The sequence below is a fragment of the Enterococcus sp. DIV0756 genome (genome assembly GCF_051710745.1).
Taxonomy (GTDB): domain Bacteria; phylum Bacillota; class Bacilli; order Lactobacillales; family Enterococcaceae; genus Enterococcus_A.
The window spans coordinates 928,561-954,363 of sequence record NZ_JBIOLF010000002.1; the positions used below are offsets into that span (position 1 = coordinate 928,561).

Here is a 25,803-nt window from a genome sequence, read left to right on the forward strand (position 1 = left end):
ACTGAACCGAAGAAGAACAAAAAATCCGATGTACTAGCGGAACGATTGAAAAACCAGCGTTAGGGCTAAACGTATTAAAAGAGGATTTGTAAACGATATGATATGATAATAATGCTTCATTCGATAGAAGGACTTCTTTTTGATGGACTGATGACGACACTTTGGTAAGAATCAGCGAGATAAAAATTCTTAATCGAATACTGAAAAAGTAAAAATAAACGTATGGAGTGATAATTTGTTCGTAATATTAGTCGTGACCATTTTATTCAATTTATTTGCAATTGGGACGATTCTGATTCGGCCACGGTTGTTTAAAACGAAACTATTTAAACCAATGGTCCATAATTTCAAGCTTTCAATTATTCCCATAGTTATTTTGGTTGGGACGATTGTTGCGCAATTGCTTATTTCGTGGCTGGGTGCCGTTCTTAAGAGCAATCTGGTCACCAGTATTTCTTTGGTTGTATTGGTTATCGGTTTAATCGCTTGGTTCTTATTTCTACCGAATTCCGGCTATTTAATCACAGAATTGAATTTGACCCATCGAGATGTCGATAAAGTGGAAGTGCCGATTTGGTATGACATTATTTCTGTATTAAGTTTAGCAATTTCGGGTGTCTTAAATACAGCGTTGAATATCCTATTGCTGCAATTTTTAGTAATCGTTTATATTGATCCGCAGAATATCAATCAGATCAATACTCCGTTATTCAGAACATTAACGTGGGTGATCTTCCCGTTACTAAGCTTTGGCATCTATTTAGGGCGTTATATTCGATTTAATACTTGGGATTTGTTGCATCCAAGAATGTTTGTAAAAAAATTTATGGACCATTTTAGCATTAGCGAGAATCGACGAGATGGGTTCTTGTTTACGCTTCTTTACGGAATTTTTCTCGCGATGTTTTACGCCTTAACTTTCTTAAATCCCTTGCTGCAATTGATTCGAGAGGGGAAATAGCAGAATAGTGCTTCAGGCGATCAAGAAGCTAGACCCCAGAAATTTTGGACGATTTCTGGGGTCTAGCTTTATTTATTACTTAAAACAGCCAACTCTTTAGTATTTCTTCAATTCTGTTTTGTCACGCAAATGGATATTTTCACGATTATCTTCAATCATTTCGATCACCATGGGCTCCGTTGAGGCATAAGCTTCCATCAAAGCGGCATCCAATGCTTCTTTTGAACGAACGCGAGTCGCTTTGATGCCATAGCTTTCGGCCATTTCTTTATAGCCGATGTAATCGATGTCGACGCCTTCTTCTTGCCCGTCATAATCGAGTTCCTGTTGAAATTCAACCATGTTGTATTCCTTATCTACCCAGATAACCTGGACAATATTCAACTGATAGTGGGCAACTGTTGCCAATTCTTGAGAAGAGAACATGAAGCTGCCATCACCACCTGAAGATAAAATCTTTTCGTCAGGACGAAGCAAGGCAGCAGAAATTGCCCACGGAAGACCGACACCTAAGGTTTGTTCACCATCAGACATTAAGAAATGCTTTGGTTGATACACATTGAGGTAAGAGCCCATCCAAACTTCATGACTGCCGCCATCCATTACCACAGTAGTATCAGGATGTGCATCGATTGTTTTTTGCAAAGAATCAACAATTTCCAAAGGATGTAGGGCATCAATGGCTGTTTCTGCAGGAACTTGTTTTTTGGTCATCAATTTTTCCTGCAGGGTCCGGATCACTGCTTTCCATTCGTCTGTAAGATCCTGCTCAGCCATCGCAGCGGTAATATTTTTCAAATTTTTTGCAATGTTGCCTAAAACCAAAGTATCAGGGATGTAGGTTTCATCCAAGTGGTCAACGACGGTATCAATATCGATAATTGTTTTGTTATCGGCATTCCAAACTGAAGCCCAGTATTCCACTAAGTTCAACCCTAAAGTAATCACTAGATCGCTATTATAGACTAATTCATCACCAGGAAGATTATTGAATAAACCAACCCGTCCGACATAATTTTGATTGAATTCACGCGTCAGCAAGCCTGTTGCTTGGAAGGTTTCAACTACTGGAATTCCGGTCTTTTTGACAAAAGCTTGGATTTCTTTAGCGGCAGCCTCGTCATCTGCACGAGCGCCAATGATCATGACAGGACGTTTTGCGGCTTTGATCTTGTCAGCAGCTGTAGCTATAGTCGCGTCATCACTGATGGTATTTGCTAATTGGTCAACTACGGATGAAAATTCCAATCCTGTTTTAGTGGTTTCAGCAAGTAAAATATTGCCGGGAATATCCATAAAGACAGCACCAGGATTTCCATTGACACTTGCTACATAGGCATTGGCTACTTCATCAGCTAAGGCATCAGTATGTTCAATTTCTTTGGCATATTTAGTGATTGTCGCATCGTTCATGACACCAGAGATATTTGGATTTTGGGGATAGGGCGTCAATAGCTTAGCCTGTGGGACTTGACCAGCAATGGCTAAAACAGGGTCGCCATCTGAAGTTGCTGTAGCTAGTGCAGTCACCAAATTTAACGCGCCAGGGCCAGAGGTGGTCATGACAACACCGGGTTTGCCTGTGATTCGACCAATTCCTTGAGCCATAAAACCAGCATTTTGTTCATGTCTGACTGTAACAACTTCGATTTCCTCTTCGCGTTTCTTCAAAGCCATCAATAATGGTCCTAATTTACCACCAGGTAATTGAAAAACATATTTCACACCATTTTTAATTAATGTATCTACGATTAAATCTGCTCCATTGGTACTCATAATAAATCGCTCCTAAATTTTTTTTGGCAAGTTGTTTATTAGGATTACTTGAGACACTTGTAAAGGTAATAAATTGCTTACTCGTGCACTATAGTCCCAAAAGAAACACATGTAAATTAGGGAATTTTTTTATACCGCAAAAAATAAAAGTCACATAATAGTAGAGAGGATCGGTCTTCTTAATACATAAAAATTTGCATGTTGACTACTGTCGCTGGAAAAAGGACGTATAAAAAAATTCCCTAATTTACTTTTTAAATATCTGGGATTAATCTGAACCTGTTAAAAAAATTTTTTATAGGAGGATGTACAATGAATAACCCATTTTTAGGTTTGCAAGAGGTACCGTCATTTGACGTGACGAGTAAAGATATTATCAAAGGAGAACTTTCGGATGTAAAATTTATGTCTGGCGATTTCGGCATTGAAGGCGGACAGGATATTTCTCCAGAAGTAAGCTGGTCAGGTGCGCCAACAGATACTAAGAGCTTCGTTGTTACATTATATGATCCAGATGCACCAACAGGTTCTGGTTTTTGGCACTGGGCAGTAGCGAACATTCCCGCGTCAGTAAAGGAATTGCCTCAGGATGCTGGAAACAAAAATAATTCAAACTTGCCATCAGGTGCGATCCAATTACCAAATGATGCGCGTGCGAAAAAATATATTGGTGCTGCACCGCCAAAAGGACATGGTGTCCACCACTATTTCTTAACCGTATGGGCATTAGATATAGAGAAAGTCGCTATTCCCGAAGATTCTACACCAGCCTTTTTGGGATTTAACATGTTCGATCATGTATTGGCACGTGGCGTATTGAATTTTGAAGTAGAAGTAAAATAGCTTCTGCTCTCTAATGTTGAATTACAAGGGATAAAAAATTCATCAGTAAGTCCTTTTTAGTAAAAGGAATATAACGATTTAAGAGCACATTTTGCAGAGAATAGTCAGTGTCTTAATCCCTTTAAAAAAACTATAGTTATAAAACGGAATGTTAGATATTTTAATGAATTTACTGGAAGAATGCTGTTTTAACGGTCTGTTCAAATTGAATATTTATGATAGTTTAATAATAAACAGCCGTTTAAAATAACTGTAAAATTAAAATGTGATTAAAAATAAAACAATTGTGAAAAAACATTCAAATTATTTGTTTTAATATAATTATAGTTCTTGAGAGGGGAAGGATACGATGAACATAAATGAACTAGAACAAAATATTTTAAATGAGATTGCGAAAAAGAATTTCGACAATTTAACACACCAGTTCTTTGAAACGTCTAGAACGGATTTTGAAGAGAGTATTTCGGGCTTAAAGGAAAGTGGCTTTATTCAAGGAAGTATTTTTGAAGGGAACGGATCACTAAGAAAGCCATTCAGATTCTTTTTCTTATCCGATGCAGGGGAAGCAGTATTAAACAAATGTGTATCATAAAATAGGATTAGAGCTGATCAAAAAGTCTCTAAATTAAGATAGAAAAAGCCTTCTAAATCGTTTCAGAGATTTAGAAGGCTTTTTTGGTGGAATTTAGAAAACAAAAGCTCTATTTTTCCAAATGAAAAAAAGAAGAGGGCACGAAAATCTGATCAACGATCAGTTTTTCGTGCCCTTTAGTGTTTGTGAAGAGACTTTTGTGTCAGGCACTTTATTCGCCCAACAGCGTCGTTAAACCCGGCAGCATAAGCGTCCAAACAGCTTCAAATCTTTCCTGCAAATGAGCATCCCACGTATGGGCAAAGGAGGGTGCTGAAAAAACAACGAAAGCCTCTAAAATAGTGCTAAGATCATTGTCATTTGAATGGTGGAGAAGCTCTGACATTGTTTCTTTCAACTCATGCATGTGTTTGTTTAAAACAACTGGATTGTTATCGATGTAGGTCGTATACAATTTGAACATTTTTTGATTGGCATCGTAGGCCTTTTTCTTACTTTCAGTCAACGTCCACAACCAATCATGCAATAGCGCAACTTTTGAATCGTAAGGACGTGGGTCAAAGTGAAAAACATCTACAAGTTCCTTATTTAACCAGCCAAAGGCCAAGGACGTCCACAAATCCTCCTTATTTGCGAAATATTTATAAAGCGCGGCATGGCTGACACCCAATTCTTTCGCTACTTGTGAAAGCGAGGTCTTCCTCATTCCCTGCTGCTCGATTAAAAATTCAGCTGTTTCCAATATGAGTTTACGATTAATTGTATTCATAAGAAGAGTATAACACATAAGTTACATTATTTGACTTATGTAACTTAGTCCTTTAAGATTGCCTTGTTACAAAAAATGAAAACTGTAACTCAGAGGAGAGTATTTACAATGGAACTTAAAAATAATGAAATAATGATTACAGGTGGAACATCCGGCATTGGCTTAGCACTAGCCAAAGAATTATCAAAAAGAGGAAACAAGGTCGTTGTTTTAGGGCGCAGTAAGGATAGGCTTTCAGCTGTTCAGTCAGAATATCCTGAAATTTTGACCTTTCAAGCAGATGTAGCGGATCGCCAATCACTAATGGCTTTACAGGAATGGTTGCCGAGCCACTTACCAAATTTGAATATCGTGATCAATTCAGCAGGTGTTATGAAAGCTCATAACCTACTGGACTCAGAGCTAGATCTAGACGCGTTATTATCGGAAATCGAAATTAATTTAGTAGGAACGATCACTGTTGATAAGCTATTTCTTCCACAATTACTGAAGCAAAAGGAAGTGATGATCGTGAATATTTCATCAGGACTCGCCTATCTCAGCTCAGCACCTCATCCAACTTATTCAGCCTCAAAGGCGGGAGTCCAAATGTTTACATCTGCACTGCGGGACCAACTGGCCTATGCTGGGATGCAAAACGTTCATGTAATGGAACTTGTTCCGCCACTCGTTTCCGAAACGAATTTAGAAAGCGGCACCCCATCAGGAGCCTTTGGAGACATGCCTTTGGATGATCTAGTAAGTGCTGCGATCAAAGGAATGGAGCAAAATAAGAAGCGGGTGAACGCGGGCGCCGCAAAAGTTCTTCGTAAAATGAGAAATACCGCTTCAGATAAAACGGAGCAAACAATGGCCAAAGAATCCTTAAAACAATATTTCCCAGAGGGCTTATAAATAAGCAAAGAATCATTTCCGAAGGATTAATATTCTTGCTTGAGAACAAATCAGTTGGGAGAATCAGCCGATTTCATAGGCGAGTTGTGACTTTTATTTTTAGAATTAAAAAGGAAGCTGACCCACAAGTCTTTTAGACTTTCGGATCAGCTTTTATTCATGAATTAACGGTGACTTATAGGGCATTTGTGGAAATAGACCGAGCATTCACAAAACACCGAAGCGGTAAGGCGAATAGGTAACATTCGTTTCTACGTTACTGTGTTTCATGGCGAGTTTCAGATGGTCTTTTTATTTCTTGATTCGGAGATTGACCAATAATTGATAAGCGAAATGAATCTTAAAAGGTATGATTTATTTGGGGATTCAATTGCTTTATAATTAGGTATATCCAGCTTTTGAAAGGGGCATTTCATTTGAAAAAACTATTTTTAATGAGACATGGTCAGACGCTGTTCAATCTTCAAGGAAAAATTCAGGGACATTGTGATTCTCCCCTAACAGATTTAGGCATTAAACAAGCACGCAAGGTCAAGGACTATTTTATTGATGAGAAGATTCGTTTCGACGCGGCCTATTCTTCTACCCAAGAACGTGCAGTTGACACTGCTGAAATCGTTTGTGATTATTTGAAAATTCAAACAATCAAAGGAGTAAAAGAATGGAATTTTGGTCAATTTGAAGGTGAAAGTGAACGGTTAAATCCTAAAATCAAACCAGGCGAAACTTCTTATGGGGATTTTTTTGTTGATTATGGCGGAGAATCCGCCGATGACGTGCAGGAGCGAATGAACAGTACGCTATTGAGATTAATGGATGCGTCGGAGGGAAACACTATTTTATGTGTGAGTCACGGAGGCGCGATGTACAGATTTATTCAAAAATGGTTGTCGCAAGAGCAAATTGTAACCCTGCCGTTTACGAATTGCTGCGTTCTGATGTTCGAGTATGCAGACGGAAACTTTTCTTTTGTAAAAGCGATTAACCCGAATGGTGAGTAGGTTTTTTAAGGAAAGTTAATTGCTTTTTTATACTTGGTTATCATGCACCTTTTTTTATGCCAACTTGTTCCCGATCCTTCCAAGGATCGGTTTTTTTGACTATAAAAAAGTATAAAGTTTTCATATGAACAAATCGCTTCACTGTAGGTATATCCATGTCCGGCTTTACGAACGAGCTTTTCTAGGCAATTTCTCCTGAAATGAAAAGAAAGGCCATCTTTTGTACGAACTTATGATTTGGTACATTTAAATTTTTTTCATTTTCCTCTTGCACCTAAAGTTAACTTTAAGGGTATTATGATGACAGAGCAGTCGAAAGACATTACTCAAAACGAATTGGAACGCGCTAGTCAAACAATGAAGGAGGGAATCAGATAAAAATATGAGTTCAACTATCGCAGAATTATTTTTGAGGATGAAAGAAGCGATTGCGAAGGAATGTGACTCTCAATCGAGAGTAGTAACGTATTATTGAGTGATCAAGTCAAAATATGAAAGGAAAGAACGCCGAACAAACGTACATGTACTTATTTTTCGGTCGTTCAAGGTGTTTATTTATGAAATCAGCTATTTTTGAAAAAGCAGGTCTAGTAACTGTTGAGGAAGTTGCTAAGCCAACTTTGCAAGCAGATGATGATGTGATTATCAAAGTTGTTCGCGCATGTGTCTGTGGATCTGATCTTTGGTCATACGCTCACGGAGACAATAAAGAAGCCCATTCAGTCAATGATGGACACGAAGCACTTGGGATCGTCGAAGAAATCGGTGCTGCAATCACGACAGTCAAACCAGGCGACTTTGTAATTGTACCGTTTACCCACGGCTGTGGGGAATGTGATGCGTGTCGTGCAGGCTTCGATGGAACCTGTGATCGCCATCAGGGGGCGACTAACTGGTCTAATGGCTTCCAATCAGAATATATTCGCTTCCATTATGCAAATTGGGCGTTGGTTAAAGTCCCTGGCCAACCATCCGATTATACAGAAGGAATGATCAAATCACTCCTAACTTTAGCCGATGTCATGCCGACAGGGTACCATGCTGCACGCTGCGCTCATGTCGAAAAGGGCGACAAAGTGGTGGTAATCGGTGATGGTGCCGTTGGCCAATGTGCAGTGATTGCTGCAAAAATGCGAGGAGCTTCTCAAATTGTTCTTATGAGTCGACATGAAGATCGGCAGAAGATGGCACTTCAGTCAGGAGCCACGGCTGTCGTTGCTGAGCGCGGAGAAGAAGGCATCGCCAAAGTTCGCGAGATTCTCGGCGGTGGCGCAGATGCAGCACTGGAATGTGTAGGAACAGAAGCAGCGATTGAACAAGCCCTGGGTGTTCTGCATAATGGTGGTCGCATCGGTTATGTCGGAGTGCCACACTACAACAATCGGGCAATCGGCTCAACCTTTGCTCAAAATATTTCTATAGCCGGTGGTTCTGCTTCTGTAACGACCTATGACAAACAGTTGCTGCTTAAGGCCGTATTAGACGGTGATATCAATCCGGGTCGTGTCTTTACGGAAACCTATAGACTAGAAGATATTAATCAGGCATATCAAGACATGCAAGCGCGTAAAACAATCAAATCAATGGTTGTTGTTTCTGACTAATTTTACAAAAATAATCATAGTGGAAATTGGCTATTAGTGAGGTTCTTACACTCAGTAACTAGAAGATTTTCACTATGATTTTTTTATAAGGAGTAACCCACAATTAGAGCACTTATTATTTTAAGAAAAGTACTAAAGACATCATTTAACTTTCTCCTAAATTTAGTATGTTTTGTTTCAATACTATTTTAAATTCTTTTGCTCCAAATACTAAATACCAATGCTTCAATTATGACATAAAACATTGAATTAGATTGAAGAGAATCTTCTGGTACAACCTTGAAGCGACTAGCATAAAGATGGTAGTCGACTCGTTGAAATAACTAGTTATACGTATAGCCGGTTAACGAGATCGGCTTTGCGTGATTAAGGGATAAAAGGTCCAACACATCGGAGCTTATGGAAGGATTTCTCAAGCGGTATGATGAAGTTCCTGTTAGGGAATTTGGTTGGTAGATATTGAAGAAGGCAAAGAAAAACCGCGAAGCAACCACCTGCCTAGGATTGATGGTTACTTACATGGTTTATATTACACTCTCGTTTTCTCCTGAGGTTTCTTATTAGAAGCTTTCAAATTACTCATTTTCAATTCTCTGTAAAATATCAGATAGTAAAGAAAGTCCATCATTAATTTTTTTTGCTTCAGCAGGATTGATTTCACTCAGTATCTTATTAAACAGTTCAAGACGTACCTCACTAATCAAGTGAAATAGATTGCTTCCTTCCTTTGTTAGTGATATCTCTCGTATTCGTTTATCTTTGTTGTTATAAGTTGTTTTTAGTAATCCTTGTTTTTCAAACTTATCAATTTGTCTACTTGTAGATGAATGGTTTTTCCCAACTTGTTTGGCTAAATCACCAATATTGATAGTCTTTGCCATGCCAACACGAACAATAATTGATAATAAATTTTGGTCTCCTTTGATTCCTGCCTTTCTTAATAATTCTATGTCGTGTTTAGGATCATTAAAAAAATTGACTATTTGAAATAAGGACTTAAAGATTTCGTTCTCCATACTTGTAATTATAGCACAATACCCTTATAATATTTATGTGCAAGTTGCACATAAATTGAGTTTTAGAAGGGACCTTACACATGAATAACAAAATTGGAATAATTCTGGGAAGCAACAGACCAACTAGAATTGGTGGTGATGTAGCAAACTGGGTGAAGAAAACAATGAAACATGATGAACTAGAAATTGATATTATCGATTTAGCAAAAATTAATCTTCCGTTTTTAGATGAACCCAATATTCCAGCTATGGGAAATTATCAAAAGGATTATACCAAAGCTTGGAGCGAAACAATTAGTCAATATGATGGATTTGTATTGGTTTTTCCTCAATATAATTGGGGTTATCCAGCTGTATTAAAAAATGCCTTAGACTATCTATATTCAGAATGGAGCCACAAACCAGTAAGTATTATGGTGTATGGTGGACACGGTGGGTTTCAAGGCTTAATCTCTATGAAATTAGTAACTCAGGGATTAAATATGTACAATATGTCAGTGAATCCGCCACTAAATATTTCTAAGGATATGTTTGATGAGAACAACCAATTTATTGATATTGATCGATCTTTTAAAATGATTGAACCTCAAGTTAAAATGGTTTCTGAAGAGTTTATTCACCTATTCTCGGTTAGAAAAGGAGGGGTTTAATGGGAAACGCTTTAAGAACAATTATTGGAAGTTTGTGTTTACTCGTTGCTGCCCTTTGCCTAGGTTTATATATGTTCAATTTTGTTTTTGAAAAACATGAAATCAATGATGAAAAAAGACAAGAGGAACTTATTCATGGAAAGGCTGGAGATGGTATAATTTCAGATTTGTTTGATTGGTCCCAAGAAGATAACGATAGAGATCGAAATTTGAGGAAAGTAGTCTTAGTCGTGATTGGGACTGGTAGCACAGCTATTGGGCTAATTGCATTTCCAAAAAGAAAGAATAGTTAATGGAGGACACCTGTTGCTATATTGACCTTATTCTTAGTAGTTGGATATTGATATTAACTCTCTTTAAATCGTCGCTATTAAAACTTCATAAAGCTGTTTGAAAAAATGAGTTAGCTGACCAAGTCATAAGAAACCACGTAAAGCTTAACAATTTTCAAATCGTTAATTCGTTTGTACAGAAAATCAAAGACACTTTCCAAGTGGAAAGTGTCTTTTTGTATAAAAAATATACCTAGCAGAAGGCGCTCCTTTTTTCCATATCTGAAAAGAATGTTACCTTTCAGGAGCTGAGCTATCGCATTTTAGTAAAACTCTTTATTTTTGAAATTAGCTATCAGCTTTTCACTATTGCTTCTTAGGTTGAAGCTTTTAACAACGTTTATCTTAAAGGTGATTGACACATAACTCGATAAGTATGTCTTTTTCCTCATGCTAGTGTCACAAAAATCACATATAAAATGGAAAATTCAACGTTAAAAGTGTAGCAAGTACTAAATATTTAGAGGTTGTAGAGAAGTAAACAGGACAGAGATAACTTCCATAGTTAAAAAAAATATCAAACAAAGCGAATGTTAATTAAAATAAGATTCTTTTTATTTAATAGACTTAAATCAATTTGCAAGTATATTTTATTTCTTTGAAGCCCGATCATCTCAACTTGATGATTGGGTTATTTTTATGCCCTAAAAAGAGGGGAAGCAATGTCCGATACACAAGAAAACTGTTATATCATGAGGGGAGTGAATGAACAAGTACCAAAGGAAATACAGCAACGTGGTTTCCAGTTGATTGATGAAAAGGCAAAGCAAGCAGAGATTCAGTTGGATTATCTATAAATTTTTGAGTTCAATTGGACGATTGAAAAAGATATTTTTATGATTTTCAAAAGCAAGAATAATTGCTGTCTATTAGATGTTATAAGTATGAAACATGTTTTCCAAATCCTGAATATTAGCGATATGTCTACCGTATAGTAAAGCAGAAAGCTAAACTTATTTGTTGTATACTGAGCCGTATCGTAAATAGTGATATAATTTTTTAAAATTGTTCATCAAACATGTATAGGTAGGGATTAATTAACTTTAAAAGCCGGATGTTTTCATGCTGTACATGAACATAGGTGGATTGATTCTCTACGTATCAAAAATATAGATAGTATGAATTTTTTAATAGAACCTATGGGTCTTGAAACTCTGTAGATATGTTTGTGCGCACCCTCTTCTGTTCTTAATAAGCGATGAAGCACGTTAAAAGTGATCTCTTATGCTGCACATAATATAAAAAAAGATATTGTATTTTTTTTATGAGGATGATATACTGCAAATGAAATCGATTTCGAAACATATACTAAGAGGATTGTTACTGATGATGCAGGCAAGACCAAAAGTAAGCTTACTTTTTGGTGTTGTCTTTTTTGTTTTCTAAGGAGGTCAAACATGGAAATTATTCGAGTACTTAATAATAATGCTGTATTGACCATTGATGATAATGGAGAAGACATTGTTGTGTTGGGCAGCGGGGTAGCTTTCCAAAAAAAACGTGGAGATAGGATTGACCAATCAAAGATAGAACGAATTTTCTATCAAGATGATCATGATATTATTGGAAAGCTAAAGAAGAGTTTTTTAGAGATTCCTGTTGAGTTTATCGAAATGTCAAAAGAAATTATCGCGGATGCCAAGCTGGAATTAGGTAAAGAGTTTAATGATAATCTCTATATTTCACTACCCGATCATTTACAATTTACGGTTAGACGTTACCACGAAGGGCTATTAGTTCAAAACAAATTAGTTCTAGAAACAAAACGCATGTACAAAAAAGAATTCGAATTCTCTAAGCGAAAGCTTGAGGTTATCAACGAAAGATTTAACGTAGACTTACCTGACGATGAGGCGGCGACGATTGTCATGCATCTCATCAATGCAGAGTTGAATACCAATATGCAGGAAACGATGCAGATGATTGAAATGGTTCAGGAAATACTAACGATCATTCGAATTGAGATGGACATCGAGTTTGACGAGGATTCCCTTGATTATTATCGTCTAGTAACGCATCTAAAATTCTTTTACCAGCGATTGTTTGGAACTGAAGCAGAAGAAAGCCGTAGTAAAGATGATCATCTGCTGAGGCTAGTGAAGGAACGGTATCGACGATCCTTTAAGTGTGCTAAAAAGGTAAAGCGGTATATAGAGAAATTTAGCGGTAAAACGATTAGTGACGATGATTTACTGTATTTAACGATCCATATTGAAAAAGTGACAACTAAATAACTGAGGCGATTAGAATTGTTACTCATCATGGAGGCAAGACCTAAGCTAAACTGTTCGATAGTTTGGTTTTGGTCTTTTTTTGTTCATTTGGAAGGGAGAAACGAACGATGGCAACAAATTACGATAAATTGTCCAAAGAAATTTTACAGAATATTGGCGGAAAAGAAAATGTAAACGAAATATTTCACTGTGTTACTAGATTACGTTTCTATTTAAAGGATTCCAGTCTTGTTGATTTGGAGAAAATTAAGCAATTAAAGGGCGTTATTGGTGCGCAATATGCGACGGATCAGCTGCAAATTATTATTGGAAATGACGTGTCAGATGCGTACAAAGCAATGGAAAAACAGATCGGAGAGATTCATTCTGCGGGACATTCTGGAGAGAAGAAAAACGGGTTTCATCTAAAAGGACTCTTTGAAACACTTGCGGCAATTTTTCTGCCCGTTGTTCCCGTATTAGCTGGAACAGGAATGATTAAAGGGCTCATCATTATTTTGACGACTTATGCCAATGTAAAAGCCGACTCAGGGATCATGCAGTTATTAACGATTTCCTCGGATTGTGTTTTTTACTTCTTTCCATTCCTAATTGCTTGGTCCGCAGCGAAGCGCTTCAAGGCCAATATTCCATTAGCGATGGCGTTAGCGGGATGCTTGCTGTATCCGATCATGACAGAAGGATTAGCCAATGGCGAACCAGGGCTATTAGTATTTGGCTTAACGGTTCCTTTTGTGAAATACGCTGGGAGTAGTATCCCGATCATTTTAACCGTATGGGTATTAAGTTATGTTCATCCTTTTATCGATAAGGTGATTCCTAAAGCATTAAGATTAGTGTTTACACCGATGCTAGTGATGCTGGTGATGACACCACTTGCGTTGATCTTGATCGCACCATCTGCCAACTACATTAGTATAGGACTAGCATCCGTGGTGAAAATGTTGTTTGAGTTCTCGCCAATTGTTGCAGGACTAGTTGTCGGTGCGACACGACCACTTGTCGTTTTATCTGGGATGCACCTTTCGTTGGGCGCATTGATGATTGAGAATATTTCACAATTTGGATATGACGTTATTTTACCGATCAACACGATGGGAACGCTGGCTATGGCAGGTACTGCTTTAGGAACATGGTTCAAGTCCAAAGATTCTGAAATTAAGACGATTTCATTTTCTGCCTTCATCTCTGCTTTTATCGGGATCACTGAGCCTGTAATTTACGGGGTATTGCTCAAATTTAGAAATGCACTGATCGCAACGATGGTTGGCGGCGGAATCGCAGGGGCTTTCGTGGCAACGTTTAAAGGGACTTCAACCGCTTACGTTAACTCTAGTATCCTGTCTCTACCTGTGTTTATGGGTCCTGGTTTTGTCTTTGTTTGTATCGGTATGGCTATGGCTGCTGCTATATCTTTTATTCTAGTGCAGATTTTAGGCTTGTCAGAAGAAAAAGATCAGAAACAAAAGGAATCATCAAAACAAGTGGATTATGGTGTGTACAGTCCGTTATCAGGAAAACTCATTGAGTTAAAAGAAATTGAAGATGATGTTTTTTCTAAAGGAATTATGGGAAAAGGGATTGCGATCGAACCGAATAGTAATCAAGTTGTTGCGCCTTTTGATGGTGAAGTAGTAACTATTTATCCAACTAAACATGCGATTGGGTTAACATCGACTAATGGTGTCGAGTTGATCATTCATATCGGACTAGATACCGCAAATCTCAAAGGAGAATATTTCGATATTCAGGTAGTCGAAGGTCAGAAGATTCATCAGGGCGATGTTTTGGCAGAGGTAGACTTCTCGAAGATCAAGGAGCAAGGATTTTCAATTGTCACACCGATTATTATTTCAAACACCAATCAGTTTCTTGATGTGATTCCAAATAAGGTACAGGGATCAATCAAGAATTCAAATAAACTATTGGAAATTATTCAGTAATGGAGGACAAAAAATGAGTAAAACAACTTTTCCAGAAAATTTTATGTGGGGTGGCGCAACAGCTGCCAATCAGTGTGAAGGCGCGTGGAATATCGATGGCAAAGGAATGACCATCGAAGATTGTCTTCCGTATAGAGAGGTTGGGGTCGCAGATTTCACCAAGCAATTTGCGTACTCAACAGAAGAACTAGAAAAAGCTTTGATAGCTGGGCCTGAGGAAAATTATCCAAAACGTCGTGGAATCGATCACTACCATCATTACAAAGAAGATATCCGTCTATTTGCTGAAATGGGCTTCAAGATTTATCGCATGTCTATTTGCTGGAGTAGAATTTATACCAATCCTGAAGATCCTACACCTAATGAAAAAGGCATTGAATTCTACGAGAATGTTTTCAAAGAACTAAAGAAATATGACATTGAGCCACTAGTAACATTGTCACATTACGATCCGCCGATTGAATTAATTACAAAGTATCGTGGCTGGTATTCAAGAGAGGCCATTGATCTGTTTGATAAATATGCCAAAACGTGCTTTGAACGTTTTGGCAAGTATGTGAAGTATTGGCTGACATTTAACGAAGTCGACGCGATGCTGCGTCACCCTGTGACAAGTGGAGGGTTGATCGAGGATCGATTTACAGACATGCCGTTTGAACAAGCCATCTATCAAGCGATGCATCATCAAATGATTGCCAGTGCTAAAGCGGTCAAAATGTGTAAAGAAATGTATCCTGAAGCACAGATTGGTTGTATGATGACCAAATTATGTTTCTATCCATTCACCTGCAAACCAGAGGATAACTTAGCGACTCAGCAACGGATGCGATCAATCTATCGCTATGTTGATATTCAAGTGTTCGGTGAATATCCGAAGTATTTATTGAAAGAGATCGAGAACAAAAACTTTGTTCTTCATCAAGAACCAGAAGACGAAAAAATTCTAAAAGAAGGAACCGTTGATTTTGTTTCATTTAGTTATTATATGACTTCATGTATGGCGGCCGATACAACAGGGTTGGATATGGCGCCAGGAAATACAGTAAATGGCGTGAAGAATCCATATTTGGCTTCAAGTGAGTGGGGCTGGCAGACAGATCCAATCGGATTACGAATTTCGCTGGTAGACTTGTATGATCGATACAGAAAACCGTTGTTCATTGTAGAAAATGGCTTAGGTGAAAAGGATGTGGTTTCTGAAGATGGCAAAATTCATGACGACTACCGAAAAGAATACCTTCGAGATCATGTCCAAGCCATGAGTGACGCGATCAACGAAGACGGTGTAGAGCTGTTAGGCTATACGTGGTGGGGATGTATCGATATTATTTCCGAATCTACACGGCAAATGTCGAAGCGCTATGGTTTCATTTATGTTGATGTAGATGATTATGGAAACGGCACGTATAACCGAATCAAAAAAGATAGTTTTTACTATTACAAACAAGTCATTGAATCTAATGGGGAGAAGATTGAAATTAGGTAACACCATTTGATCGTATTATATTGAGCAAAAGTCCATTTTTTATATTAAGATGGTTAAAATATTAACTATTACTTTGTTAGAAAGTATCTCAACTTACAAGTATATTATTGATATAAAGCCCAATAAATTAACTCTGGTGGGCTACCTGTCAATAAAAAATGAATGGTTTTTAGAACTACCCTTTCAGTTTTGGAGGGTAGTTTTTTTACTTTTTTTACCCAGTAACCGTCGTGCTACTGCTTGGTTGGTCGTACCTTAGGCTGCTTAATAATATAAATGATATTCCATAGGCGTCATTGTATGCAATTTTCGTTGAAAGCCCCATTTTTGTAATAGTCCTTATAATTATCGATGATTGTGACTAATTCTGTCCGACTCATGATTTCTTTTCGTTAACTAGGACTTAACTATTTCTTTGTTCCAGTTAGAGTCAGCATATCAAACGATAATCTGAGGGCTTATTTTTTAATACGAATTTTTTAAAGAATCTGAACTAAACTTAATTACTTATTTTCATGATTCACTCGAACCAAATTATGACATTGTTTTGTTGGAGTAGTATACTTTTATTTTTATCCGTTAAATTAGCACGCCTTCTAATTACTAAACGCGAATCCTCATTTATATTCTGAATCTTGCACTTTTTCTTTCTTTTAAATTCCTTTTTTTGTAAAAGGCTTTCTTAAACAGTTGTTTTGTGTAAAAAAAATATAGTTAGAAATTCTCAAAAAGACTAAATTTGACTATATACAAAAAGGAGGCAGTAGGAATACTCCAACTGAACGGATTTATTTAATGCTTCAGTGGAGACAATAATGACCAAATAGTAACTGGTTTTATTGGAGAGATTTGTTTGGTATCAGAATATAATTATGGAGGGTTTCGATGAATCAAAAAGTATTAAATTCATTTCTTGATAACAGCAAGTTTAATGGATTTCATAAAGTATTGTTGGCGATTGGCTTTTTTGTCATCACGTTTTCTGGGTATGAGTTGTCAGTTTTCGGATCTATCGTACCAGTAGTTATTAAAGAATGGAATATCAGTACGACACAGGTTGGTTTTATTGGAAGTTCAGCTATGTTTGGGATGATGTTAGGGGCCATTTTACTAAGTTTTTTAGCAGATAAGTTTGGAGTTAAGAAATTATTGATTGTATCTATTTTTATTTTCAATTTTTTCATTGTATGTGCGACCTTCACTAATAGCGGGTTAATGTTTGGTATTTGTCGATTTATGGCTGGGGTTGGTAGTGGGGGAGCGACTCCAATCGTTATCTCCTTGTTAACAGAGTATTCTCCAAAAGCAAACAAAGCAAAGATGGTTGCTTTTGCTATTTGTGGAAATCAAATTGGTGGAATCTTAGCTCCACTAGTGGCGATGAATGTAATGCCACAATTTGGGTGGAAACCTGTATTATGGCTCTCTATTTTACCTTTGTTACTAATCCCTATCTTCATTAAAGTGATTCCTGAATCAGCACGCTATTTATCTCAAAGTAACCAAACAGATAAATTAAACGCGACATTAACGAAAATTGATCCTAATTATCAAGCGGTATTGGAGTCAACTAAAGAAACGATTACTTTTGATGCTGAGGATGAAAAAAACTCAGAAAAGGTTTCTTATCTAAAGTTATTCAACAAGCGATATGCACTAGGAACAGTTCTTATTACGTTAATTTATATTTGCGGGCTGCTTACCATTAATGGTGTAAACGTTTGGTTGCCACAGGTTATGAACTCAAATGGCTATGCATTAGGCTCTAGCTTAACGTTTTCCGTGGTGTTAAATTTAGGCACGCTTTTAGGCACCGTTCTTTGGGCAATTATGGTAGATAAAGTTGGCTTTAGAGTGTTGATGCCAATCATTTATTCTGTTGGAGCAATCAGCTTGTTTGGTATGGGGATTAAGGCAAATCTTTTGGTTCTTTATCTGTTTGTTGGTTTAATCGGTATGTTTGCATTTTCGGCACATTCATTAATGAATACATTTGCGTCTCAATATTATCCAGCCGAAATTCGTACTACAGGAGTAGGTTTTGCGAATGCGACAGGTCGAATTGGTGGAATGTTAGGGCCAATCGTTGGTGGAATGTTGCTTACAGCAAATGTCTCAATCACTATGTGGTTTTTGGTTTTTGCGATACCAGGTATTGTTGCCGCTATATCAATAACATTAATTAATATTCAAACTAAGCATTTTAAACAAAAAGAAAATGCGATTCCAGAAAATACGGTTGTGGAAAAATAATATCTTATAGCAATCAAGCGACTTTGCTTGATTGCTTTTTATGTCCGCAAAGCAAGATTTAACTATTAAATTTTGTTCTATTTGATATGAATGATTTCCAGAACAAAAATAAGGATAAATATTTCAATGAATATTGAATAAAACTTCCAATGCTTTAACAGTTTGAGGACATTAGAATAAAGGTATGAAAGAACAGAAAGAAGGAAAAAATCATGAAATTAGGAATCGTCAGTGCGATTTTTGATCAAAGTAATTTCGAAGAGATGATTGATATCGTAGCAGAAAATGGTCTTGATTGCGTCGAGGTTGCTTGTTGGCCACTGGGAAAAGCTGAGCGTCGCTATGCAGGTGTTTCGCATATAGACACTAAAAATTTAACCAAAGAAAAATCAGAAGAGATTTTAGCCTATTGTAAGCAAAAGAAGGTAGAAATCTCTGCTTTAGCTTATTATCCAAATCCGTTAGATGAAAATTTAGAAAAACGCCAAGAAGCGATCGATCATTTGTACACCTTGATCGATGCAGCGAGCTTAATGAACATCAATTTAGTTACGACATTTGTCGGGCGGATGCAAAGTAAATCGGTCTCTGAGAATTTGAAGGAAGCAGCTAAAGTTTGGAATCCAATTGTTAAATACGCTGAAGAGAAAAAAGTAAAAATCGCGATCGAAAATTGTCCGATGCTTTTCACTGAAGATGAATGGCCGGGAGGGAAAAACATCATGACTTCGCCTAGTAATTGGCGAAAAGTATTTGAAGTAATCGATAGTGACTACTTTGGGATTAATTACGATCCATCCCACTTTATTTGGCAGCAAATCGATTATATTCGTCCTTTGTATGAGTTCAAAGAGAAAATTTTCCATGTCCATTACAAGGATATCAAAGTATATGCCGATAAGTTAGCTGACGTTGGCGTGATGGCTACACCGTTAGAATACATGAGTCCGAAATTACCAGGTTTAGGTGATGTTGATTGGGGTCAATATGTGTCTGCCTTAACGGATATTGGTTATGAAGGGTACACGTGTATTGAAGTAGAAGATAAAGCTTTTGAGAAAACTTATGAGGACGTCAAAAAGTCTGTTACTTTAAGTACGAAGTATTTACGAAATTTCATTATTTAGAGAATTTTAGTGAAGAGGACGAAGTATTCGTTCTCTTTTTTAGGAGGAAAAGCAATGATTAAACAAATGATTGGTATTGATATAGGTGGAACAACGATTAAGTTGGCTTTGATCGATGTTTATGGACAGATCCATAAAAAATGGCAAATCCCGACCAATATCACTGAAAATGGCAGAAATATACCGACTGACATCGTTCGAAGTATTCAACAAACGATGCTTGAACAAAACGATCAGCAAGCAGAAATTATTGGGATTGGTATTGGAGTTCCCGGACCAATCTCACCTGATGGGCAGATAGTCGTTCGTGCGGTGAATCTAGGTTGGGAAGACATGCCGTTAAAATCGGCGATTGAAAAGGAATTGGATATTCCTGTTGTACTTTTAAACGATGCGAATGCGGCAGCTCTTGGTGAGATGTGGAAGGGAGCTGCTAGAGGAAAATCTAATTTGGTCTTTGTTACTTTAGGGACAGGCGTCGGTGGAGGAATTATTCTAAATGGAAAAGTGATTAATGGCGTTCATTCCTCTGGCGGTGAAATTGGTCATATTCCTATTTATTCGCAAGAACAAAGAACCTGTGGCTGTGGGAACACCAATTGCTTGGAAACTTTCGCTTCTGCAAATGGACTCGTAAAAACGATGCGGAATCTGATGGAAGAGAATCAAGAAAATCTTTCAGCGGTTGATATTTTTACTTGGATTGAGGCAGGAAATCAAAAGGCCATGAACGCCTTAACGATTACAGTAAATTATTTAGGTCAAGCCATCGCTGGAATCATGAATACGGTTGATGCGGAGGAGGTAGTGATTGGTGGCGGGTTATCTGGAGCCGGTGACGCGTTGTTAATTCCCTTGAAAGAAAAAATTGATCAATTTATTTTTCCAGCGATTCGTGGAAACTACAATGTAAGTAAAGCACAACTCGGAAATGATGCGGGAATCTACGGAGCTGTCTATTCGTATCTGTCTAGTAATGAGATACTGACTGTGGAAGAAACGTTACTACGATGACAAAAAGAAAACAAAAGATTGTGACAAAAAGAGTGCTCAGAAACGGACAAGACAAAATATGATAGTTAAATTTTGTCTTTTCGTAGGAGCAGTTTAGTCGGGATAAAAAAAGAAGAGTGAAATTGCAGTATTAATGGGTAAAAATGAAATGGAGCGCACTTACAAAATAGCTTAAATTATGAGTATAGCAAATAACAAAAGGGAGGACATTTAGATGTTCGATAATTTTTTAATTCGAAAAGACAGTTTGAAAAACGATGTTGACCAAGATGGCAATATCGTGGGCTTTCAATTTGCAGCAAGAAATGCTAACTACCGAGGAGTATTTTTATCCCTTCACAATGGCTACTATATCAAAGTAGATGACACTGAATACCCAAGAGAATTACAGACTTTTGAAGTCAATGGAAAAGAACCTCGTGATTTTGAAGAAATTAAAAAAGCTGTTTGGGAGCACTGGGATTACGATGACGAGGGAATCGTCCATGTGAAAAAGCCAGGTGGATTAACTCCAGGGAAACACATTTTAGCTTTCCAGCAATCTGTTCTGGCTGCATATGGATATATGCCAACGGATGAAGAATGGGTAAAAAATCCTCCTGTTCCGGGCTCCGGCGCAGGATCAGATAAGACACGTAATATCGTAAAATATGAACTGGAATTACAAGCATAGAAGGGAGCAGTTAGTAATGGGAAAAATCAAACGCGGCGTTTCATTTTACAGTTACCAACAAACGCAGTTTTTTAAAGAATTAGATTTAGAAGGACAGGTCAAAGAAGTTGGCACAAATCTTTTTGGAGCGGATGGAATCGAGATTTTAGATGAGATGTCTCTACGACAATATCCAAATCCGCCAGAGGAATTTTTCGATCAATGGTTTGAATGGATGGATAAATACAAGACGACTCCTGTGACTATGGATGTTTTCCATGATGTATTGCAATTTCGTGATCATGTGATGAGTTATTCAGAATCAGCAGAGCGTTTGAAAAATGATATTCGCTTGGCGAAACGCTTAGGCTTCAAAAATGTTCGGACACTAGCAACTACGCCAGTTGAAATCATGATCGAAGCCTTGCCTGTCGCGGAAGAATGTGACATCAAATTAGGCAAAGAGATCCATGCACCGATTCCGATCAATGGTCAGTATGTCAATGAGATTGTGGAATACGCTAAGAAATCTGGAACCAAACATTTAGGACTTGTTCCTGACTGGGGTATCTTCGCTTTTCGACCTTCTGAAGCGGCGTTGGAATGGTACATGCGTCAAGGAGCCAAACAAGAAAGCTGTGATTTAGTTGTTCAATTATGTATGGACAATCATCTAGGCAAGAGCAATGAGTTAAATGAAATTGATCTTTCATTATATAGTGCAGGGAATGTCCAATCTTTGTTCCATCGCTATTTGAAGCATGATGAAGCACCAGCTGATTTATTGCCAGCCTTCAAAAAAATGCAGCAAATGATCCGTGACAATGTGCCAGATTATACAGATATTGATTTTGAAGTCATGTCACAAGCACTATTGCTTTCTAGAACGAAACCAGAGGACTTAGGTGCGATCATGCCTTACATCGTGAGCATACACGGTAAATTCTACAATATGTCTGAAATTCCTGGAAAACCTGGTCAGTACCAGGATATCGCTATTGATTACGAAGGGCCAATCAAGTTCTTGAAGGAAAACGGTTATGAAGGCTATATCAATTCGGAGTACGAAGGTCAACGTTACTACCAAGATCGGACCGAAAAAGAATTAAACAGTGAAATCGAACAAGTGAGAAGACATCAAGAAATGCTAAAACGATTGATTGGTGAATAGGATGAATAAACAAGAAATCATTTATGTAGGCGCGTGGGGCGCGGACATTCAAGGCGTGAATAACCCTGAAGCAGGCGATGGCGGGATCAAAGCCTATGATGCGGAAACGTTTGAATTAATCAGCAAAGTAACGCCAGATGTCAATGTCGGCAGTATGGCGGTTGCTAAAAATGTTCGCTATATCTATGCCACGGATGAGCGCAAAGATCTAGGTGGCGTGCACGGAAATGGCGGAGGTATCGCTTCTTACTCGGTAGATGAGGATGGAAAGCTTTCCTTTTTGAATGAAGTCTCTTCAGCCGGAGCCTATCCTTGCTATATTACGGTAGATAGTCAAAACAGATACGCCTTTGCGGCTAATCATGGCAATCATGAAGAAGTCATTACTCGCAGTGTGAGAACCGAACAAGGAACCTACGTCGCCAAACGCTTCTTTGATGAAGGCAGTATCGCGATGTTTCCAATTAATGCAGATGGAAGTCTAAGTGAGTGCTGTGAACTGAAAGTATTGGAGGGCTCTAGCGATTTACCGTTATTCCAATGGACAAGTCATCCTCATAGTGTTTGTCTCGATCCAACTGAAAACTATCTGCTTTGTGCAGATAAAGGCTGTGATTTGATTCATGTTTACAAGATCGATTACGAAGAAGCAACCTTGAACGAAGTCTGGGCTCAAGAAACAGAAAAAGGCTCTGGGCCAAGACATATCGCGTTTCATCCAACACAGCCAATTCTTTATTGTAACAGTGAGCAAAACCATACAGTCCATAGTTACTCTTTTAATTCAAAGACAGGCGAGATGAATCATTTGGAACGTGCAGTTACAGTGTCGGATAACTATCAACCAAAGGACGATCCAACTGATATCTTCGCTCATAATCAAACAGCCGACCTAAAAATACACAAATCCGGCAACTATTTATATGTCTCAAATCGCGGTGATGACAGCATTACAGCTTACCGTTTGAGCGAAAACGGAAAAATGGAATTGATCGAAATCGTTTCTTCAGGCGGAGCGATACCTCGCAGCATTAATTTTGATTTAGCGGGTGATCATATATATGTAGTGAATCAACGTTCAGGGACGATCAATAAATTTTTAGTCGATGAAGCAAATGGAAAACTGACAAATACAGGTTCAGAAATTCAAGTAAATAATCCAGTGAATATTCAATTTGGTTAAGACCATGTAGCAGAGAGGAAGAGAAAAATGGAAAAACTAAAAATCGGTATTATCGGAACAGGAGGTATTTGTAACAACAAACACCTTCCATCCTTAGAAAAAGTAGCAGATAAAGCAGAAGTCGTGGCATTATGCGATATCGAAGAAGAAAAGGCGTTAGCAACTGCCGAGCGTCATAATCTGAAGGATGTCAAAATCTACACAGACTATAACGAATTATTGAAGGACCCAAGTATTGATATCATCCATGTTTGTACACCAAATGTTTCTCATTGTGAGATCACAGTAGCAGCCTTCGCTGCTGATAAGCATGTGTTATGTGAAAAACCAATGGCAGCGACCACAGAAGATGCGCGTAAAATGATGGAAGCTTGGAAAAAGAGCGACAAGAAATTTACTGTCGGTTACCAAAATCGTTTCCGTCACGATGTGCAAGTCTTGAAAAAGGCCTGTCAAGCTGGAGATTTAGGAGATATTTACTACGGAGAAGCGAATGCAATTCGCCGTAAAGCTGTACCTACTTGGGGCGTCTTCCCAGACAAATCCAAACAAGGTGGCGGTCCCTTGATTGACATTGGCACGCACGCCTTAGATATCACATTGTGGTGTATGGATAACTACGAAGTGGATAGCGTTAGCGGTCAAGTATTCTATAAATTAGGTAACTTACCGTCAGCGGCGGAAGGCAATACCTATGGCGCTTGGGATACTGAAACCTTTGAAGTAGAAGACTCAGCGATGGGCTTTATCAAATTCAAAAATGGTGCGTTGATTAACCTGCGAGCATCGTGGGCATTGAACTATATGGATGCCAGAGAAGCAGCAACGACGCTTTGTGGGACTTTAGAAGGTGCCGAAATCAAATATGGTGGCAGCTATGAAAATGCGGAGCTCTGGTTTAATCATACACGTCATGGAAAAATGAGTGAAGAAACTTTATCTGGTGAAGCCTTAGTGGACTATTTTGAAGGTGTTAATGAACCAGCTGGTGTGGTGGAAGCGAAGCAATGGATTGATGCGATTTTGACAGATGGCGAGCCGTGTGTGAAGCCAAGTGAAGCTTTCAAAGTTACGCAAATCTTAGATGCGATCTATCAAGCTTCGGACGGGAACCAGACAATCAAATTAGCGATGGAATAAGCTGAATAAGGCGGTCAGGGATTGACCGTCTTTTTTGAAAAAGAAAGGGCGGAATTATCATGAAATACAGATATGCAGTAGTCGGGTACGGTTTTATTGGTCGCCGACATGTAGCGACGTTAAAAAGTATAGATAATGTAGATTGTGTAGCAGTTTGTGACACAAATCCACAACGATTAGAAGAAGTACGTGAGATTTATCCAGAAATCGAGATCTATAGAACAATTGACCAGCTTTTGGAAGAGTCAGATATTAACGGTGTGATCATCTCGGCAAACAATAACCAGCACAAAGAATTAGTCATCAAAGCCGCACGGGCAGGAATGAATATTATTTGTGAGAAGCCTGCTGCTATGAGTGTGGCGGAATTTGACGAAATGATGGAGGCCGTTGATCAAGCAGGCGTTACCTTAACGGTTCATCAGCAACGTCGTTTTGATAAGGATTTCCAAACTGTAAAGAAATGCTACGAAGAAGGATCTTTGGGCGATGTCTATACGATCAAAAGCTCGTTGTATGGCTATAACGGTAATATGCACGATTGGCACGTTTACAAAGCGGAAGGCGGAGGGATGCTTTATGATTGGGGTGTTCACTTGATTGATCAGATTTTGTACATGATGGAAAGTCCGTTAAAGGCAGTGTTTGCCGATATTCGCAATGTAATCAATAAAGAAGTCGATGATTACTTTAATATTTTGCTACGCTTTGAAAATGGTGTGACCGCTGAGATTGAATTAGGTACGTATTATTTATCTGATCAAAAAGAATGGTTTGAACGTCATTGGTATATGGGCGGCAATACGGGAAGTATGTATGCCAATAAATTTGATCCAGAGGGCAAGATTGTTCGCACAACAAAGCTATTAGAAAACGTGAATGAGGATCAAGACAAATCAGCGAAATCTTACGGGCCTACGCGTTCATTCGGAGTACCGGAACCAGGGTTGATCGTCACCGAGGATATTCCAAAAGTTGAGACAGAGCATATTGAATTCTTTGAAAATTACTTTGCTGCTCTGAATGGCAAAGTAGAACTATTAGTTAAACCGCAAGAAGTTCGTAAAGTATTGGAAGTCATGGAAGCTTGCTGGAAGTCTGCAGAAACGTTCTCAAGTGTGGCATTTGAGTCATCTGTGGAAGCAAAGGTCTAGTTTTAAGG

General features: G+C 38.1%; 23 protein-coding genes. 20 read left to right on the top strand and 3 right to left on the bottom strand.

The genetic code is table 11. The annotated features are described in order from the left end of the window. The first annotated feature begins 235 nt into the window (after positions 1-235). A complete protein-coding gene (locus IGI44_RS20860) occupies positions 236-961 on the top strand; it encodes a DUF1361 domain-containing protein (protein WP_438789836.1) in 726 nt (241 codons plus the stop codon). Between the two features lie 96 nt (positions 962-1,057). Here the strand turns inward: IGI44_RS20860 and alsS are convergent, their stop codons facing one another. Continuing rightward, the gene (gene alsS, locus IGI44_RS20865) at positions 1,058-2,737 is read right to left on the bottom strand and encodes an acetolactate synthase AlsS (RefSeq protein ID WP_438789837.1); all 1,680 of its coding nucleotides are present in this window, start codon (positions 2,735-2,737) and stop codon (positions 1,058-1,060) included. A 312-nt stretch (positions 2,738-3,049) separates the two neighbouring features. Between alsS and IGI44_RS20870 the strand changes: the two genes are divergently transcribed. Then, complete coding sequence (locus IGI44_RS20870; protein WP_438789838.1) at positions 3,050-3,580, top strand: YbhB/YbcL family Raf kinase inhibitor-like protein; 531 nt, start codon at positions 3,050-3,052, stop codon at positions 3,578-3,580. A 349-nt stretch (positions 3,581-3,929) separates the two neighbouring features. Continuing rightward, a complete protein-coding gene (locus tag IGI44_RS20875) occupies positions 3,930-4,172 on the top strand; it encodes a hypothetical protein (protein WP_438789839.1) in 243 nt (80 codons plus the stop codon). A gap of 211 nt (positions 4,173-4,383) precedes the next feature. On the opposite strand, the gene IGI44_RS20880 is transcribed toward IGI44_RS20875, so the two are convergent. Next, positions 4,384-4,941 (bottom strand): TetR family transcriptional regulator, encoded by a 558-nt coding sequence (locus IGI44_RS20880; protein ID WP_438789840.1) that lies wholly within the window; start codon positions 4,939-4,941, stop codon positions 4,384-4,386. Between the two features lie 108 nt (positions 4,942-5,049). On the opposite strand from IGI44_RS20880, the gene IGI44_RS20885 reads away from it, so the two are divergent. The 3 genes from IGI44_RS20885 to IGI44_RS20895 all read left to right on the top strand — a co-directional run bounded on the left by IGI44_RS20885 (position 5,050) and on the right by IGI44_RS20895 (position 8,440). After that, a complete protein-coding gene (locus tag IGI44_RS20885; protein ID WP_438789841.1) occupies positions 5,050-5,835 on the top strand; it encodes an SDR family oxidoreductase in 786 nt (261 codons plus the stop codon). Positions 5,836-6,251: 416 nt separating this feature from the next. Beyond that, on the top strand, positions 6,252-6,836 hold the full coding sequence (locus IGI44_RS20890; RefSeq protein WP_438789842.1) for a histidine phosphatase family protein: 585 nt from the start codon (positions 6,252-6,254) through the stop codon (positions 6,834-6,836). Between the two features lie 557 nt (positions 6,837-7,393). Continuing rightward, complete coding sequence (locus tag IGI44_RS20895; protein WP_438789843.1) at positions 7,394-8,440, top strand: zinc-binding dehydrogenase; 1,047 nt, start codon at positions 7,394-7,396, stop codon at positions 8,438-8,440. Positions 8,441-9,015: 575 nt separating this feature from the next. On the opposite strand, the gene IGI44_RS20900 is transcribed toward IGI44_RS20895, so the two are convergent. Further along, complete coding sequence (locus tag IGI44_RS20900; protein ID WP_438789844.1) at positions 9,016-9,456, bottom strand: MarR family winged helix-turn-helix transcriptional regulator; 441 nt, start codon at positions 9,454-9,456, stop codon at positions 9,016-9,018. Between the two features lie 80 nt (positions 9,457-9,536). Here IGI44_RS20900 and IGI44_RS20905 point away from each other — a divergent pair, with 80 nt between their 5' ends. From IGI44_RS20905 to IGI44_RS20970, 14 genes are all read left to right on the top strand, one after another. Further along, positions 9,537-10,106, top strand: coding sequence for an NADPH-dependent FMN reductase (locus IGI44_RS20905; protein WP_438789845.1), 570 nt, complete (start codon positions 9,537-9,539; stop codon positions 10,104-10,106). After that, a complete protein-coding gene (locus IGI44_RS20910) occupies positions 10,106-10,399 on the top strand; it encodes a hypothetical protein (RefSeq protein ID WP_438789846.1) in 294 nt (97 codons plus the stop codon). Before IGI44_RS20905 ends, IGI44_RS20910 begins: the two co-directional genes overlap by 1 nt. Positions 10,400-11,100: 701 nt before the next feature. Further along, on the top strand, positions 11,101-11,235 hold the full coding sequence (locus tag IGI44_RS20915) for a hypothetical protein (RefSeq protein WP_438789847.1): 135 nt from the start codon (positions 11,101-11,103) through the stop codon (positions 11,233-11,235). Positions 11,236-11,835: 600 nt separating this feature from the next. Beyond that, entirely contained in the window at positions 11,836-12,672 is an 837-nt protein-coding gene (gene licT / locus IGI44_RS20920) for a BglG family transcription antiterminator LicT (RefSeq protein WP_438789848.1), read from the top strand. Positions 12,673-12,779: 107 nt separating this feature from the next. Next, positions 12,780-14,615, top strand: coding sequence for a beta-glucoside-specific PTS transporter subunit IIABC (locus IGI44_RS20925; RefSeq protein ID WP_438789849.1), 1,836 nt, complete (start codon positions 12,780-12,782; stop codon positions 14,613-14,615). Positions 14,616-14,628: 13 nt separating this feature from the next. After that, the gene (locus IGI44_RS20930) at positions 14,629-16,101 is read left to right on the top strand and encodes a glycoside hydrolase family 1 protein (protein WP_438789850.1); all 1,473 of its coding nucleotides are present in this window, start codon (positions 14,629-14,631) and stop codon (positions 16,099-16,101) included. Between the two features lie 885 nt (positions 16,102-16,986). Next, positions 16,987-18,354: an MFS transporter gene (locus IGI44_RS20935; protein WP_438789851.1), complete on the top strand. Its 1,368-nt coding sequence runs from the start codon at positions 16,987-16,989 to the stop codon at positions 18,352-18,354. Positions 18,355-18,566: 212 nt separating this feature from the next. Continuing rightward, a complete protein-coding gene (locus IGI44_RS20940; protein WP_438789852.1) occupies positions 18,567-19,481 on the top strand; it encodes a sugar phosphate isomerase/epimerase family protein in 915 nt (304 codons plus the stop codon). A 54-nt stretch (positions 19,482-19,535) separates the two neighbouring features. Next, positions 19,536-20,495, top strand: a complete 960-nt coding sequence (locus tag IGI44_RS20945; protein ID WP_438789853.1) for an ROK family glucokinase — start codon at positions 19,536-19,538, stop codon at positions 20,493-20,495. 214 nt (positions 20,496-20,709) lie between these two features. Then, complete coding sequence (locus IGI44_RS20950) at positions 20,710-21,168, top strand: C-glycoside deglycosidase beta subunit domain-containing protein (protein ID WP_349720920.1); 459 nt, start codon at positions 20,710-20,712, stop codon at positions 21,166-21,168. A gap of 16 nt (positions 21,169-21,184) precedes the next feature. Beyond that, on the top strand, positions 21,185-22,318 hold the full coding sequence (locus tag IGI44_RS20955) for a hypothetical protein (protein WP_010767740.1): 1,134 nt from the start codon (positions 21,185-21,187) through the stop codon (positions 22,316-22,318). A gap of 1 nt (position 22,319) precedes the next feature. After that, positions 22,320-23,501: a lactonase family protein gene (locus tag IGI44_RS20960; RefSeq protein WP_438789854.1), complete on the top strand. Its 1,182-nt coding sequence runs from the start codon at positions 22,320-22,322 to the stop codon at positions 23,499-23,501. A gap of 27 nt (positions 23,502-23,528) precedes the next feature. Beyond that, entirely contained in the window at positions 23,529-24,641 is a 1,113-nt protein-coding gene (locus tag IGI44_RS20965; protein ID WP_438789855.1) for a Gfo/Idh/MocA family protein, read from the top strand. 59 nt (positions 24,642-24,700) lie between these two features. After that, positions 24,701-25,795, top strand: coding sequence for a Gfo/Idh/MocA family protein (locus IGI44_RS20970; RefSeq protein ID WP_438789856.1), 1,095 nt, complete (start codon positions 24,701-24,703; stop codon positions 25,793-25,795). Positions 25,796-25,803: the final 8 nt, after the last annotated feature.

What these genes read in the sequence shown, in the direction of transcription:
- alsS (WP_438789837.1), bottom strand. Translation starts at nt 2,737, where the DNA reads ATGAGTACCAATGGAGCAGATTTAATCGTAGATACATTAATTAAAAAT.
- IGI44_RS20870 (WP_438789838.1), top strand. Translation starts at nt 3,050, where the DNA reads ATGAATAACCCATTTTTAGGTTTGCAAGAGGTACCGTCATTTGACGTG.
- IGI44_RS20875 (WP_438789839.1), top strand. Translation starts at nt 3,930, where the DNA reads ATGAACATAAATGAACTAGAACAAAATATTTTAAATGAGATTGCGAAA.
- IGI44_RS20880 (WP_438789840.1), bottom strand. Translation starts at nt 4,941, where the DNA reads ATGAATACAATTAATCGTAAACTCATATTGGAAACAGCTGAATTTTTA.
- IGI44_RS20885 (WP_438789841.1), top strand. Translation starts at nt 5,050, where the DNA reads ATGGAACTTAAAAATAATGAAATAATGATTACAGGTGGAACATCCGGC.
- IGI44_RS20895 (WP_438789843.1), top strand. Translation starts at nt 7,394, where the DNA reads ATGAAATCAGCTATTTTTGAAAAAGCAGGTCTAGTAACTGTTGAGGAA.
- IGI44_RS20900 (WP_438789844.1), bottom strand. Translation starts at nt 9,456, where the DNA reads ATGGAGAACGAAATCTTTAAGTCCTTATTTCAAATAGTCAATTTTTTT.
- IGI44_RS20905 (WP_438789845.1), top strand. Translation starts at nt 9,537, where the DNA reads ATGAATAACAAAATTGGAATAATTCTGGGAAGCAACAGACCAACTAGA.
- IGI44_RS20910 (WP_438789846.1), top strand. Translation starts at nt 10,106, where the DNA reads ATGGGAAACGCTTTAAGAACAATTATTGGAAGTTTGTGTTTACTCGTT.
- IGI44_RS20915 (WP_438789847.1), top strand. Translation starts at nt 11,101, where the DNA reads ATGTCCGATACACAAGAAAACTGTTATATCATGAGGGGAGTGAATGAA.
- licT (WP_438789848.1), top strand. Translation starts at nt 11,836, where the DNA reads ATGGAAATTATTCGAGTACTTAATAATAATGCTGTATTGACCATTGAT.
- IGI44_RS20925 (WP_438789849.1), top strand. Translation starts at nt 12,780, where the DNA reads ATGGCAACAAATTACGATAAATTGTCCAAAGAAATTTTACAGAATATT.
- IGI44_RS20930 (WP_438789850.1), top strand. Translation starts at nt 14,629, where the DNA reads ATGAGTAAAACAACTTTTCCAGAAAATTTTATGTGGGGTGGCGCAACA.
- IGI44_RS20935 (WP_438789851.1), top strand. Translation starts at nt 16,987, where the DNA reads ATGAATCAAAAAGTATTAAATTCATTTCTTGATAACAGCAAGTTTAAT.
- IGI44_RS20940 (WP_438789852.1), top strand. Translation starts at nt 18,567, where the DNA reads ATGAAATTAGGAATCGTCAGTGCGATTTTTGATCAAAGTAATTTCGAA.
- IGI44_RS20945 (WP_438789853.1), top strand. Translation starts at nt 19,536, where the DNA reads ATGATTAAACAAATGATTGGTATTGATATAGGTGGAACAACGATTAAG.
- IGI44_RS20950 (WP_349720920.1), top strand. Translation starts at nt 20,710, where the DNA reads ATGTTCGATAATTTTTTAATTCGAAAAGACAGTTTGAAAAACGATGTT.
- IGI44_RS20955 (WP_010767740.1), top strand. Translation starts at nt 21,185, where the DNA reads ATGGGAAAAATCAAACGCGGCGTTTCATTTTACAGTTACCAACAAACG.
- IGI44_RS20960 (WP_438789854.1), top strand. Translation starts at nt 22,320, where the DNA reads ATGAATAAACAAGAAATCATTTATGTAGGCGCGTGGGGCGCGGACATT.
- IGI44_RS20965 (WP_438789855.1), top strand. Translation starts at nt 23,529, where the DNA reads ATGGAAAAACTAAAAATCGGTATTATCGGAACAGGAGGTATTTGTAAC.
- IGI44_RS20970 (WP_438789856.1), top strand. Translation starts at nt 24,701, where the DNA reads ATGAAATACAGATATGCAGTAGTCGGGTACGGTTTTATTGGTCGCCGA.